Source organism: Pseudomonas sp. P5_152 (assembly GCF_033989915.1).
Taxonomy (GTDB): domain Bacteria; phylum Pseudomonadota; class Gammaproteobacteria; order Pseudomonadales; family Pseudomonadaceae; genus Aquipseudomonas.
The window spans coordinates 2,841,182-2,854,532 of sequence record NZ_JASFAH010000002.1; the positions used below are offsets into that span (position 1 = coordinate 2,841,182).

The following is a 13,351-nucleotide window of genomic DNA, read 5'->3' on the forward strand; positions in this document are numbered from 1 at the left end:
GCACACCTCGACTCAAGCTTCTTGTCAGGCGTCTAAGCTAATGCGCCAGCCGGCGAATGACTATCGATTTTTTGCAGGAAGTGGCCGCTGCCGACCAGCGTGTCGGCTATTTTTCAAAGCCACTGGAAGGCAGTACGTCGCTACCGCGCCAGCGGCGCACGGAGCGCTGGAAGAACAGGCTGTTGGGCACTTGCACCATGGCGCTACCGGTGCCCAGTTCCTCGGCCTCGATCAACGTGGTGTACAGCAGGTTGATCGCCACCACTCGACCCTTGACGCCGGGCTTATCGGTGGTGTCCACCAACTCGACCACATCCCCCAGGCGAAACGGCCCGACGGTGAAGATCAGGATCGCGCACAGCAGGTTCGACAGCACACTCCACATGGCGAAGAAAGCCACCGCGGCGACCGCGACAAACCCAGACAGCGCGGTCCACAGCACCGTAGCGGAAACCCCCAGGCGCTCAAGGACAAAGATCAGCGCACTGCCCATGATCAGCCAGCGCAGGCCGCCGCGCAGCGGCATCAGCAACTGCGGCGGAAACGGGTAACGCTCACCCAGACGAGTCAGGCCTTTCGCCACGAAGCGCTGCGTCAGGTAACCCGCCAACAGGATCAGCAGGATCTGCACGCCGAGCCAGATCGGCTCGACCCACACGGCCGGCAATGGCAGCTTGAAGGCTTCCATCACGACAACGCCTCCAGCTCCGCCTGCATGCCTTCCAGCAGTTCCAGGGCTTGCATCCAGGCTTCTTCAAGCTCGGCTTCACGGACTTTCAATTTGGCCTGCTCGGCCAGCAGGTCACGCAATTCGTTCTTGCGCGCCGGCTCGTAGATATCGCTGTCGCCCAGACTGGTGTCGACCTTGGCCAGTTTCTCGTGCAGCTTGCCCAACTCGGCTTCCAGCTTGTCGGCTTCGCGCTTGTGCGGTGCCAGTTGCTGGCGCAACGCCGCGGCTGCCTGGCGCTGGGCCTTCTTGTCGGTCTTGTCCGGGTTGACCGGGGTGTTGCTCACGGGCGCGTTGCGCTGGCGATACTCGACCAGCCAGCGGGCGTAGTCTTCCAGGTCGCCGTCGAACTCCTCGACCTTGCCATCGGCCACCAGGAAAAAGTTGTCGGTGGTGCTTTTGAGCAAGTGACGGTCGTGGGAGACCACCAGTACCGCACCACTGAATTCCTGCAGGGCCATGGTCAGCGCCAGGCGCATTTCCAGGTCCAGGTGGTTGGTCGGTTCGTCGAGCAGCAGCAGGTTCGGCCGCTCCCAGGCGATCAGGGCCAGCGCCAGGCGAGCTTTTTCGCCGCCGGAGAAGTTCAGCACCGGCTCGTCGATCCGCGCACCACGGAAGTCGAAGCCGCCGAGGAAATCGCGCAGGGTCTGCTCACGCTCGGTCGGCGCCAGGCGCTGCAAGTGCAGCAACGGGCTGGCCTTGGCATCCAGCGAGTCCAGTTGGTGCTGGGCAAAGTAACCCACCACCGTGTTCTCGCCACGGGTCAGGCGGCCTGCCAGCGGCTCGAGCTCACCGGCTAGGTTCTTGATCAGGGTCGACTTGCCCGCACCGTTGGGGCCGAGCAGGCCGATCCGGGCGCCGGGGGTCAGTTGCAGCTTGACCTTCTCCAGGATGGTCTTGTCGCCATACCCCAGGCGGGCGTCGGACAGGTCGATCAGTGGGCTGGAGATCTTTGTCGACTCGCGGAACACGAAGTCGAACGGCGAATCGACGTGGGCAGCGGACAACTCCTCCATCCGCTCCAGCGCCTTGATCCGGCTCTGGGCCTGGCGGGCCTTGGTGGCCTGGGCCTTGAAACGGGCGATGTAGCTTTCCATGTGCGCCCGCTGAGCCTGCTGCTTCTCGTAGGCCTGTTGCTGCTGCGCCAGACGTTCGGCACGGGCCCGTTCGAACGCCGTGTAGCCACCGCGGTACAGGGTGATCTTGCGCTGATCGACGTGGGCCACGTGATCGACCACCGCATCGAGGAAGTCACGGTCGTGGGAAATCAGCAGCAGGGTGCCGGGGTAGCTCTTTAGCCACTCTTCGAGCCAGATGATGGCGTCGAGGTCCAAGTGGTTGGTCGGCTCATCGAGCAGCAACAGGTCCGATGGACACATCAATGCCTGCGCCAGGTTCAGACGCATCCGCCAGCCACCGGAGAAATCTCCGACCTGACGGTCCATCTGCTCGTTGGTGAACCCCAACCCGGCGAGCAATTTGCGCGCACGGGCGTCGGCGGTATAGCCGTCGGCGCTATCGAGTTCCGAATGCAGGCGCGCCAGGGCGGCACCATCATGGGCCGCTTCGGCTGTCGCCAGGTCGCGCTGGACCTCGCGCAGGCGCAGGTCGCCATCGAGCACGTAGTCGACCGCCAGGCGTTCGAGCGTCTCGATTTCCTGGCGCATGTGGGCGATACGCCAATCGGCCGGCAGGAAGCAGTCACCCGAATCCGGGTGCAGCTCGCCCCGGATCAAGGCGAACAGGCTCGATTTGCCGGCGCCGTTGGCACCGATGAGGCCGGCTTTGTGGCCGGCGTGCAGGGTCAGCTCGGCGTCTTCTAGCAGACGTTGCGGGCCACGCTGTAAAGTCAGGTTCTGAAGTCGAATCATAATGGCGGCGGAGTCTACCAGCTTCGCTCGCAACTAGCGCGAGTAGCACTATGTCCTCTGACCTGTGGAGCTTTTCCCTCGACACCTATGCACGACCTGGCGTGGAGGACGCGTGCCTGCGATTGCAAGGCGCCGGGGCCAATGTCTGCCTGCTGCTCTGCGCGGCCTGGCTCGGTGCACGGGGTGTCGCCTGCAACCGCCAACGCCTTCTAGACCTTCAGCAAGTCGCCTTGCCCTGGTCCCGCGACGTGGTGGAGCCCCTCCGGCAATTGCGCACGTCATGGAAAACTGCCGCGGCAGCTGACCCACAGCTCGCGACTCTGCGCGCGCAGGTCAAGGCACTGGAGCTTGCAGCCGAGCGGAAACTGTTGGGGCGTCTGGAAAGTTCGGCACAGGATTGGCCGGCAGCTCAAGCGAACGACTTGGCCGCGTGGCTGGAAGGATTGGCGACGGACGCCGCCAACCTTGATCGCGACGCGCTGCAGCAGCTGCGCGTCGCGTTGACCTCGGCTTAGGAAGCGCTGGTCGGGGTGTTGGTGGTGCTGTTGGTGGCGGCTGGCGCGGTGCTGGTCACTGCGACCGGCGCTGACGCTGGCGCAGCGGCTGGCGTGGGGGTCGCCGGTTTGGCAGCCACGGCAGCGGTGGCAGGCTTGGCAGCAGCCGGTTTCGCGGCCACCGGCTTTTTCACCGCAGGCTTGGCGGCGGGCTTGGCCGCTACTGGCTTGGTTGCAGGTTTTGCTGCTGGCTTGGCAGGTGCCTTGGCAGCAGGCTTGGCGGCTGGTTTAGCAGCCGGCTTGACCACTGGTTTAGCGGCAACCGGTTTGGCTGCTGGCTTGACGGCCGGTTTCGCGGCAGCGGTTTTCGCTACTGGCTTGGCGGCCGGTTTTGCGGCGGCGGTTTTCGCGGCAGGCTTGGCGGCGGCTGGTTTTGCCACTGGCTTGGCTGCTGGTTTGGCCGCAGCAGTTTTCGCCACTGGCTTGGCCGCTGGTTTGGCTGCAGCGGTTTTTGCCACTGGCTTGGCCGCTGGTTTGGCGGCTGCAGTTTTAGCCGGGGTCTTGGCTGCAGGCTTGGCCACAGTTTTAGCTGGAGCCTTGGTCGCTGCCGGTTTGGCCGCAGTTTTTTTTGCCGCCGGTGCTGGCTTGGCCGAACGCTGGGTCAAGACCTTGCCAACGGCCTCTTTCACCCGGCCTACACCCTGGGCCAGTTTCAGGCTTTCCTGGGCATCGCGTTTGAGATTGAGGATGTAGTTGCGCGTCTCGGATTGACGGTCCTTGAGCGCGTCGAGCAGGTCTTCAAGTTCCTTGACCGCACCCTTGGCCTTGGCCTGTGCCTTGGACTTGCCGGCCGCCGCAGCGTCCTGCAATTTGGTGCGCGATTTGTGCAGTTTTTCCTGAGCTTTTCCGCGTTGCTTTTCCAGCTTGGCGAGCAGTTTTTCAGCATCAGCCAAGGCTTGTGAACAAGCATTTTCCAAATGTTCGAGCAGGCTGCCCGAAAGCTGTTGGAGTAAGTGCAACGGAGTATTTACAGGCTTCTTATTGGCCGACATGGGTTACCTCCTGGCTGACGTGAGTGCGGCTCATACTAGACCTCTGCTGCTACCGCCGCTAGGGCATGTTGACAGTATCGATTGCCGTGGGTTGCACGGAACTGAAAATGTTCCGCCTGCACCTCAAAGCAGTTCACCGACCGAGACATTCTCACTGGCATAATCCTGCGCATTCCACGCTGGAGAATGCTCATGTCGCGTCTGCTTTTTTTACCCCTGTGCCTGATTTTTTCAATGGCGCAGGCTGCTGAAAAAAAACCTGGGGATGAGGCTCATGATCTCGCCTACAGCCTCGGTGCGAGCCTGGGTGAACGCCTGCGCCAGGAGGCTCCCGACCTGCAGATCCAGGCACTGATCGAAGGTTTGCAACAGGCCTATCAAGGCAAGCCGCTGGCGCTCGACGACCAGCAGATCGAGCGGATCCTGACCGAGCACGAAGCACGGATGAGCGAGCAGCCAGGCGTACCGCAAAGTGAAGTTGCCCTGCAAACGGAGCAGCGTTTTCTGGCTAGCGAAAAGTCCCGCCCGGGCGTGCGCGAACTGGCGGACGGCATTCTGCTGACCGAGCAAGTTGCCGGCAGCGGCGCCAAGGCCGGTCCCCATGGCAAGGTCCAGGTTCGCTACGTTGGCAGGCTACCCGACGGCACGGTGTTCGATCAGAACGAGCAGCCACAATGGTTCAGTCTCGACAGCGTGATTCATGGTTGGCGCACCGCCCTGCAGCAAATGCCGGTGGGGGCAAAATGGCGCCTGGTGATTCCTTCGGCGCAGGCCTATGGTGCCGACGGCGCCGCAGACCTGATCGCCCCGTTTACACCCTTGGTATTTGAAGTGGAGCTGCTCGGCGTCTCCGGCTGATCAATCCGCGAAAACGCAAAACGGCGCGCCATGCGCACCGTTTTGGAGGTTACCAACCGCTCAAGGTTCAGGCTTGTGCCGGAGCCTCTTCCTTGTGGGCGGTGTGCAGCACTTCGATCAGGCAGTCTTCCAGTTCGAAGCGCTCGTGGAGCAAGCCACCCAGCTCCTTGAACTTCTCGGCAACACACTTGCCGGCATCGCACAGATCATTGAACGCCAGCAGCTTTTCAGTGATGACATCGATGCGTGGGTAGAGGGTTTCAGCCAACTCCAGACCGCGCTTGTCGCCAAACGCCTTGGCCTCGCCGGTGAGCTGTTCGTAGATCTCGAAATGGCCGGCAGAGACGTAGTCGACCAGGACCCCGCAGAACTCCTGTAAAGGCTGTCGATTGTCGCCCAGCGCCTCGGGCTTGGCACCGAGAGCATCATAGGCCCGAACCAGCTCGTGACGCTCCTGCAACCAGCGATCGATCAGCAGGTGCACTCCACCCCAGCGTTCCTGAGCATTCTGACAACTTTCGAGCATGGTGATCTCTCTTCCCTTTTGGGTAATGCCACCCGCGCTGGCCGCAAGACTTGAGGATCAAGGTTCGGCCAGGCAAGGCACCATCGAGCAACATGAATCCAATGACACGTGCGGGCCAGATTATGCTCGCACGCCAACTGCTTCAAGGTACGCAGGAGATAAAGTTCATACAAGTGTTTAATCCGTTGTCCAGCCCGGGTGCGACGACTCGCCGCTGGACGGTCGCTGACAGGCATACCAGACCAGGCGGAGGGTTTGGTACGCGGCGAGAATCAGCACCGCGAAAAAAAACATCAAGCTCCACTCGGCGATGCTCAGGCCGAACAGCGACCAGGAAATATGCGCACAATCGACAGTGCCATCGAACATTCGCTTGAGCAGGCACAACAACGGAGTGTCGGGTGAATAGCCCAGGGCTTCTGGCGCACAGGCCACCAATTGCTTGACCGGGTCACTTTGCAACAGCACCTGGCGCCACGCAATGGCCGTGCCCGCGCCGGCACAGGTCAGGCCCGCCAGCCAGTACACGACGCTGCCCAGGCGCTGAGGGCCGTGCAAAGCAGCACTCATGCAGACCAGCGTGAACAGCAGCAGACAGACCCGCTGCAGCATGCACAGGCCACAAGGCTCGAGCCCGATGGCGTACTCCAGATAATACGAAGCGCCCAAGGCCATGGCGCCAGCAAGGAACGCCATGAAGAACAAGGAGCGTGAGCAGGCCAAAGACATGGCATATCCGTAGAAGAAGGGACAGGTCATTACGGTAGAGGAAAGCGCTGACGCCTTTCAAGGCGGGGGGGGCGTGGAGACTTCGACAAGAACGTAGGGAAACGCCAACAGGTGCAGCAAGACCCCATGTAGCCCACTGTAAGACTGCGCCTACACCGCCAAGATCGAGGTGTAATCCGGCCTTCGTGACACGGCAGGCCCGCCCCTTTTGGACGGCCCTGCCTGACCCCATCCTACGCGCGAACGGGAACCGGTAACGGTGAAGCCAGCAGGCGCTCATCCAGCAGCCCCAGCCCTTCCTGGAAGAGTTGATTGCTGCGGTCGGTATCACCCAATTGAGCCAACAGCCGCGCCAGCTCGGCACAGGCTTCCGGATTGCGCTGCAGACGCAGGCTGCTCTCCAGATAGTCTCGCGCCTTGCCCCACAGGCTGGTCTGCAGACACAGGCGGCCGAGAGTCAGCAACAGGCTCGGATCGTCGGGGTGCTGCTTCAGCCAACCCTCGGCGGTCTGCAACTGGCGCGCCGGATCACTGCCGCGCAACAACCCATACAGGCGCGCCAGGTGGCTGTCGTATTGACGTTTGAGGGCTGCCCGCAGGACCTCTTCGGCTTCGACCTCGGCGCCCAGCTGACGCAACTGCTCGGCATAGGCCAGCACCAGTTGTGGTTCCTGGCGTTGGGCCGCAGTCAGCTGTTGCCAGGCGCGATTGAGCGATTGCAAGCCCACGGCCCCACCCTCTTCCTGGCGCGCCGCCAGGGTCAGGTTTTCACCCCAGGCCCGCCGCTCCAGCTCAGCCAGTTCACTGGCCGGCAAGACCTTGTCCTTGCGCAGCTCGGGCAACAGGCGGATCACCGAGGACCAATCGCCACGTTGCTGATGCAGGCGCTGCAATTGGCGCAGCACTTGAACACTGTGGGGATGACGCTCGTGCATGGCCAGCAGCGTGGCCAGGGCGCCGTCGGTATCGCCACGATCGGTCTGCAATTGCGCGTGGCTCAGGGCAATCGCCAACTCGGCCTGGGGCTGGCGCTCCAGGGCGCGCTCCAGCAGGTTGTCGCTTTCTTCATAGCGCCCCAGCTCATTGGCGGCCCGGGCAGCCCCCAGGTAGTAGAGCAGCGGCTGGCGCTCGGCTTCGGCGGCCCGCTGCAGGTGGCGTTGGGCGCTCGCCCAGCGGCCTTCGGCGAGATCCAGCTGACCGTGTTCGATCGCCACCTGAACCCGCCGACTGCGGTTGCGGTTCGACCAGGGGTTGACTACACCGCTGGAGACCGCCACCAACTCGACCAGGGCCTTGATCCCCCACAGCACCAGCCAGATCAGCGCGACCAGCAGCAAGGTCGCCCACAGGCTCGACTCATAACGGAAGGTCTTGTAGGCGATCAGTACATACCCAGAGTGCTGGGCAATCGCCAGCCCCAAAGCGCCAGCGGCGGCGATCACCAGGAACACAATCACATAGAGACGTTTCATGGACTGGTCTCCGGCGTGACGCCCGCAGCGGCCTTGGCCGCAGGTTTGACCGACTCCTCGGCATTCACGTTACGCCGCTCCAGATAACCCTGGACCGCGCTCAAGGTGGTCGCCAGATCAGGGGTCAGCACCGTGACCGGCTGCTGGCTCAGCTCATTGAGCTGTTCAAGCATCACCTGGCTTTGCGGGTTGTCCTGATTGAAGCTGCCTTTGAGCACATCCCGTGCCTCGGTCAGCGCCTGGCTGTAGACCGGCGCCTGACCGTTGAGCGCGGCCCATTGCGCCTGCTCGATCGCCAGGCTCAAGGCCAGGCGGACTTGGGTCAGGCTCTGGCCGGCAAGCAACGGACGGATGTTTTTGTCGGCATTAAAATCGATGCGGATGTAGCGCGAGACTTGATCCCACCACTGCGCCCAGCGACTGGCCCCATCGCCATCGGCGGTCAGGCCGAGCAGCGAGTCGCCGCGGTCGTGGTACTCGGGCGCCAGTTCGGTGAGCTCGGCGATCTGGTCACGCAAGGCGCCCAGCTTCAGGAACAACCCGGTGCGGTCCGGCTGCTCGGTGCTGCGCAACGCTGCCAGGCTCTTGGCGAGCTGCTCGCGGGCCGCAAAGGCACCGGGATCATTTTGCTCACGAAGAATTTCGTCAGCACCCTGGACCAATGCCCGGGCGCTGCTGATGTCTTGAAGGGCGGATAAACGCAGGCTGGCCAGGCGCAATAAATGTTCGGCCTCGGCCAAGCGCCAGTCCTTGCGACTGGCCCCCAGCACGGTTTCCAATCGCTGGTTCAAGCGCTGCTGGTCGCCCTGCAACTGGGTGACCAGGCGCTGCCGGGCGTCCAGTTCGTCGGCGCCCGGCAATTGCTCCAGGCGTGTCGTCAGGCGTTGCTCATTGAGCTTGAGGCCTTGCGCCTGGTCGCTCAGTGCCTGCAATTGCGCCACTTGTTGCTGGGTGTTGACCTGCAGGCTGCGCATCTGCCAGACGCCCCAGCCGCCAACGGCCACGCCCGCGGCGCCCACCAACAACGCCAGAATCGCCAGCCCGTTACCCCGGCGTGGCTCTGGGCTGTTCACAGTTTCAACCGGCGCCTCGAGCGCGGGCTGGACGTCATCTTTAGGCAAGGCTGTTTCGCTCACGTATCCATCCTTTGCATTAGAGAACGGGTCGGGTTGCTCCCAACGCCGTTAGCAAGGCCGTGGCACTGGCACCACGACAATCCACAACTGTTCGGGCGCCTGCCGCCCGTGCCATCTCGGCGACACGCGGGCTCGGCACAAACAAGGGCAACTGCGCCAACGCCGGCCAGGCATCACCGGCCATTTGGTGCAGGTGCGCAAAACCCTGTCCACTGCTGACCACCAGGCCGTTCAAGCGTTCCGCTTGAATCCGCTCCGGCAAGGCCGCCTCGGCGTACTGCGGCAAGTCGCGCCGGTACACCTCCAGGTAATCGACACTAGCACCTTGCTCGCGCAAACGCTCAGCCAGCAGCTCGCGCCCACCCTCGCCGCGCAGGATCAACACGCGCGCGGCGGGCTGCGCGATCGCCTCACGCAACTGCCTGACCTGCAGCAACGCTTCGCTGTCATCGCCCTCCAGCGGAAAGCTGACGTCCAGGCCGTGTGCCTGCAGAACCTGGGCCGTCGCCGCGCCGACGCTGAACCACGATAAGCGTGGTAACGGCGACCAGCGTTGCTCGAGCAGGGCCAGGCCCATTTTGGCCGCCGGCTTGCTGACCACTATCACCGCGCAGTAACGGTCGAAACCGTCGATCACCGCACGCATTGTGTCAGTCAATGCCAGGGGAGCCATTTCCAAAAGCGGCAAGCTGCTGCTGAAAATCCCCTGTTCGGCCAGCAGGCTCGCCAGTGCCGCCGAATCCTCTGCCGGACGCGTCAGCAGCAGGCGCCAGCCGGTCACTCGTGACCTGCCTCACCGTAGACCGCTTTCAGAATGTCATCGGCACCCTGGCGCAGAAGGTCTTCGGCCACTTGCACACCCAAGGCCTCGGCAGCGGCGCGCGGCGCACGGGCCTCGGCACTGAGCAACAGGCCACCATTTGGATCGCCGACCAGGCCACGCAACCACAGCTGTTCGCCTTCAAGCACGGCGTAACAGGCGATCGGCACTTGGCAACCACCATTGAGGTGCTTGTTCAGGGCGCGCTCGGCAGTGACCCGGGTAGCAGTGTCCTGGTGATGCAGAGGCGCCAGCAGCGCGTGAATCTCGCTGTCGGCGCTGCGGCATTCAATGCCCACGGCGCCCTGGCCACCGGCCGGCAGGCTGTCGTCGACGCTGATCGAGTCGCTGATGCGGTCTTCGAAGCCCAGGCGAATCAGCCCCGCGGCGGCGAGGATGATCGCGTCGTACTCGCCGGCATCCAGCTTGGCCAGGCGCGTGTTGACGTTGCCCCGCAGGAAGCGGATCTGCAGGTCCGGACGACGGGTCAGCAGTTGCGCCTGGCGACGCAGGCTCGAAGTGCCGACCACACTGCCCTGGGGCAACGCGTCGAGGCTGGCGTAGGTGTTGGAGACAAAGGCATCGCGCGGGTCTTCGCGCTCACAGATGCAGAACAGGCCCAGGCCTTCGGGGAAGTCCATGGGCACGTCTTTCATCGAGTGCACGGCAATGTCGGCTTCGTTTTCGAGCAGCGCGGTTTCCAGTTCCTTGACGAACAAGCCCTTGCCACCGATCTTCGACAGGGGCGAATCAAGCAGCTTGTCGCCGCGACTGACCATGGGCACGAGCGTCACGATCAGGCCGGGATGAGCCTGCTCCAGACGAGCTTTGACGTATTCGGCCTGCCACAAGGCCAGGGCACTTTTGCGGGTAGCGATGCGGATTTCGCGAGGGGACATGGATCAATCCGTACTGAATAGATACGGCGGATAATAACAGCTCAGCCAAATTCGCTTTGACTTGTATCAGAAACAGCGCGGCCTCCCTGGCCTCGCTTGCCCGCGAAAAGGCCGCGTAATCGTTGCCCGACAGCGTTCTACAGCTGTTGCATCATCTTGCGGACACCGGCTACATGGCGCCGACTGACAATCAGCGCATCGCCGTTGAGGCCTTTGAGAAACAGCTGGAAATGCCCCAGTGGCGTACGCTGCAGACGCTCGATACGCTCGCGGGCCACCAGCGCATTGCGGTGGATGCGCACGAAACGGTCGCCAAATTCGTCTTCGAGGGCCTTGAGGGGTTCATCCAGCAGCACTTCGCCGCCTTCGTGGCGCAAGGTCACGTATTTGTGGTCGGCAATGAAATAGACCACTTGCCCCAGCGGAATCAGCTCGATGCCTTTGCGGGTGCGGGCGCTGATATGACTGCGTGGCCCGCTGCCGCTTTCGGCCGCTGGGCGGGTCAGTGCCGCGAGCTGCACCCGGTTGGGCCGCTCGGCCTTTTTCAGGGCTTCGAGCAGTTGCTCCGAACGCACCGGCTTGACCAGGTAACCCACTGCGCTGGCTTGCAGGGCCTCAATGGCAAATTCATCCTGGGCTGCGCAGAACACCACCGCTGGTGGCGTTTCACGCTCGCACAAGCGGGCAGCGACTTGCAGCCCGTCCAGGCCGGGCATACGGATATCGAGCAGCACGATGTCAGGTTTCAGGCTGTCGATCAGGGTCAACGCCTCATCGCCATTGGTGGCGCTGGGCTCCAGGACACTGTATCCCTCGAGTTCGCCGACCATACGGCTCAGGCGCTCGCGGGCTAGGGGTTCGTCATCAACGATCAGGACATTCATATTGCGCTGGATTCCTGCGTGAGTCTCGCACAAGGATAGCGTAGACAGGTGAAGTGACATCCGTCACCGCGATCCACGCTAAGACTAGCGCGAGCGCCAAAAAGTGCCGCACGTCGGACAGCAATATTTATCGGTGCCGGTGCAGACGCGTTCGAAATCAGTCCTGGCCAGGCATCACCGCAGGGAATGTTGGTAGCCAATATGAACACCCCGCTCGTTGGTTTTCGGCCTGGCGTCTGAGCCCTGCGCGTATCGTTCGCGCGGCTCCTAACGTGCAACTGTAGACGCTCGCCGTGCCAAAAGTGGGCAATTGACAAATATCGTTGCGCATTCGTGGCGGCGACCTCTTGAGTATGGCCCTCCATCAGGAAAAAACGTATCGACCAGCGTCAACGACACGATTGGCAACCCTGTTATTATCCGCCGCAGGTTTTTACGCCATTCTCCTTCAGCCGATCACGAGCGAATTCATGAGCACTGACAAGACCAATCAGTCCTGGGGCGGCCGCTTCAGTGAACCCGTCGACGCCTTCGTCGCCCGCTTCACCGCCTCCGTCACTTTCGACCAGCGCCTGTATCGCCACGACATCATGGGCTCCGTCGCCCACGCCACCATGCTGGCCAAGGTCGGCGTGCTGACCGACGCCGAGCGCGACAGCATCATCGACGGCCTGCGCACCATCCAGGGTGAAATCGAGGCCGGTACCTTCGACTGGCGCATCGACCTCGAAGACGTGCACATGAACATCGAAGCGCGCCTGACCGACCGCATCGGCGTCACCGGCAAGAAGCTGCACACCGGCCGCAGCCGTAACGACCAGGTAGCGACCGATATCCGCCTGTGGCTGCGCGACGAGATCGACCTGATCCTGGCTGAAATCACTCGCCTGCAAACAGGCCTGCTGGAGCAGGCCGAGCGCGAAGCCGAGACCATCATGCCGGGCTTCACGCACCTGCAGACCGCCCAGCCAGTGACCTTCGGACATCACCTGCTGGCCTGGTTCGAAATGCTCAGCCGTGACTACGAGCGCCTGGTCGACTGCCGCAAGCGCACCAACCGCATGCCGTTGGGCAGCGCCGCGCTGGCTGGCACTACCTACCCGATCGACCGCGAGCTGACCGCACAACTGCTGGGCTTCGACGCCGTGGGCGGCAACTCGCTGGACAACGTCTCGGATCGCGACTTCGCCATCGAATTCTGCGCCGCCGCGAGCATCGCCATGATGCACCTGTCGCGCTTCTCCGAAGAACTGGTGCTGTGGACCAGTGCGCAGTTCCAGTTCATCGATCTGCCTGATCGCTTCTGCACCGGCAGCTCGATCATGCCGCAAAAGAAAAACCCCGACGTTCCGGAACTGGTGCGCGGTAAGAGCGGCCGGGTGTTCGGCGCGCTGATGGGCTTGCTGACCCTGATGAAAGGCCAGCCCCTGGCCTACAACAAGGACAACCAGGAAGACAAGGAACCGCTGTTCGACGCTGCCGACACCCTGCGCGACTCGCTGCGGGCCTTCGCCGACATGATCCCGGCGATCAAGCCAAAACACGCCATCATGCGTGAAGCGGCCCTGCGTGGTTTCTCCACCGCAACCGACCTCGCCGACTACCTGGTACGCCGCGGCCTGCCGTTCCGTGACTGCCACGAAATCGTCGGTCACGCCGTGAAGTACGGCGTGGAAAGTGGCAAGGACCTGGCGGAAATGAGCTTGGAAGAGCTGCGCAAGTTCAGCGACCAGATCGAGCAGGACGTATTTGCCGTGTTGACACTGGAAGGTTCGGTCAATGCCCGTAATCACATTGGCGGCACTGCACCGGCTCAGGTGAAGGCGGCGGTGATTCGCGGCCAGGCGCTGTTGGCCAGCCGCTAAATCGCTGGAAGCTTCGCT

13 protein-coding genes are annotated in these 13,351 nt (G+C 62.8%); 3 read left to right on the forward strand and 10 right to left on the reverse strand.

The window, feature by feature from the left end; all coding sequences use genetic code 11:
* Positions 1-106: 106 nt before the first annotated feature.
* Entirely contained in the window at positions 107-688 is a 582-nt protein-coding gene (locus QMK50_RS13025; RefSeq protein ID WP_095081887.1) for a mechanosensitive ion channel family protein, read from the reverse strand.
* On the reverse strand, positions 688-2,598 hold the full coding sequence (locus QMK50_RS13030; protein ID WP_159998529.1) for an ATP-binding cassette domain-containing protein: 1,911 nt from the start codon (positions 2,596-2,598) through the stop codon (positions 688-690). The genes QMK50_RS13025 and QMK50_RS13030 overlap by 1 nt, the downstream gene beginning before the upstream one ends.
* 50 nt (positions 2,599-2,648) lie before the next feature.
* Between QMK50_RS13030 and QMK50_RS13035 the strand changes: the two genes are divergently transcribed.
* Positions 2,649-3,113, forward strand: a complete 465-nt coding sequence (locus QMK50_RS13035) for a TIGR02444 family protein (RefSeq protein ID WP_320333249.1) — start codon at positions 2,649-2,651, stop codon at positions 3,111-3,113.
* Here QMK50_RS13035 and QMK50_RS13040 read toward each other — a convergent pair.
* Positions 3,110-4,144: an AlgP family protein gene (locus QMK50_RS13040; protein ID WP_320333250.1), complete on the reverse strand. Its 1,035-nt coding sequence runs from the start codon at positions 4,142-4,144 to the stop codon at positions 3,110-3,112. The genes QMK50_RS13035 and QMK50_RS13040 overlap by 4 nt on opposite strands.
* A 192-nt stretch (positions 4,145-4,336) precedes the next feature.
* Here QMK50_RS13040 and QMK50_RS13045 point away from each other — a divergent pair, with 192 nt between their 5' ends.
* The gene (locus tag QMK50_RS13045; RefSeq protein ID WP_320333251.1) at positions 4,337-5,002 is read left to right on the forward strand and encodes an FKBP-type peptidyl-prolyl cis-trans isomerase; all 666 of its coding nucleotides are present in this window, start codon (positions 4,337-4,339) and stop codon (positions 5,000-5,002) included.
* A gap of 67 nt (positions 5,003-5,069) precedes the next feature.
* Here the strand turns inward: QMK50_RS13045 and rsd are convergent, their stop codons facing one another.
* The 7 genes from rsd to QMK50_RS13080 form a co-directional block, all read right to left on the reverse strand.
* Entirely contained in the window at positions 5,070-5,528 is a 459-nt protein-coding gene (rsd, locus tag QMK50_RS13050) for a sigma D regulator (RefSeq protein ID WP_095164787.1), read from the reverse strand.
* Between the two features lie 177 nt (positions 5,529-5,705).
* Positions 5,706-6,257 carry a disulfide bond formation protein B gene (locus QMK50_RS13055; RefSeq protein WP_159998538.1) on the reverse strand — a complete coding sequence of 184 codons (552 nt, stop codon included), beginning with the start codon at positions 6,255-6,257 and terminating at the stop codon, positions 5,706-5,708.
* Between the two features lie 233 nt (positions 6,258-6,490).
* The gene (locus QMK50_RS13060) at positions 6,491-7,729 is read right to left on the reverse strand and encodes a heme biosynthesis protein HemY (RefSeq protein ID WP_320333252.1); all 1,239 of its coding nucleotides are present in this window, start codon (positions 7,727-7,729) and stop codon (positions 6,491-6,493) included.
* A complete protein-coding gene (locus tag QMK50_RS13065; RefSeq protein WP_320333253.1) occupies positions 7,726-8,865 on the reverse strand; it encodes a uroporphyrinogen-III C-methyltransferase in 1,140 nt (379 codons plus the stop codon). Before QMK50_RS13065 ends, QMK50_RS13060 begins: the two co-directional genes overlap by 4 nt.
* 16 nt (positions 8,866-8,881) lie before the next feature.
* Positions 8,882-9,646: a uroporphyrinogen-III synthase gene (locus tag QMK50_RS13070; RefSeq protein ID WP_159998544.1), complete on the reverse strand. Its 765-nt coding sequence runs from the start codon at positions 9,644-9,646 to the stop codon at positions 8,882-8,884.
* A complete protein-coding gene (gene hemC, locus QMK50_RS13075) occupies positions 9,643-10,584 on the reverse strand; it encodes a hydroxymethylbilane synthase (protein ID WP_159998546.1) in 942 nt (313 codons plus the stop codon). Before hemC ends, QMK50_RS13070 begins: the two co-directional genes overlap by 4 nt.
* A 137-nt stretch (positions 10,585-10,721) precedes the next feature.
* Complete coding sequence (locus QMK50_RS13080; protein ID WP_095164799.1) at positions 10,722-11,468, reverse strand: LytR/AlgR family response regulator transcription factor; 747 nt, start codon at positions 11,466-11,468, stop codon at positions 10,722-10,724.
* Between the two features lie 470 nt (positions 11,469-11,938).
* Between QMK50_RS13080 and argH the strand changes: the two genes are divergently transcribed.
* On the forward strand, positions 11,939-13,333 hold the full coding sequence (argH, locus tag QMK50_RS13090) for an argininosuccinate lyase (protein ID WP_159998550.1): 1,395 nt from the start codon (positions 11,939-11,941) through the stop codon (positions 13,331-13,333).
* Positions 13,334-13,351 lie beyond the last annotated feature (18 nt).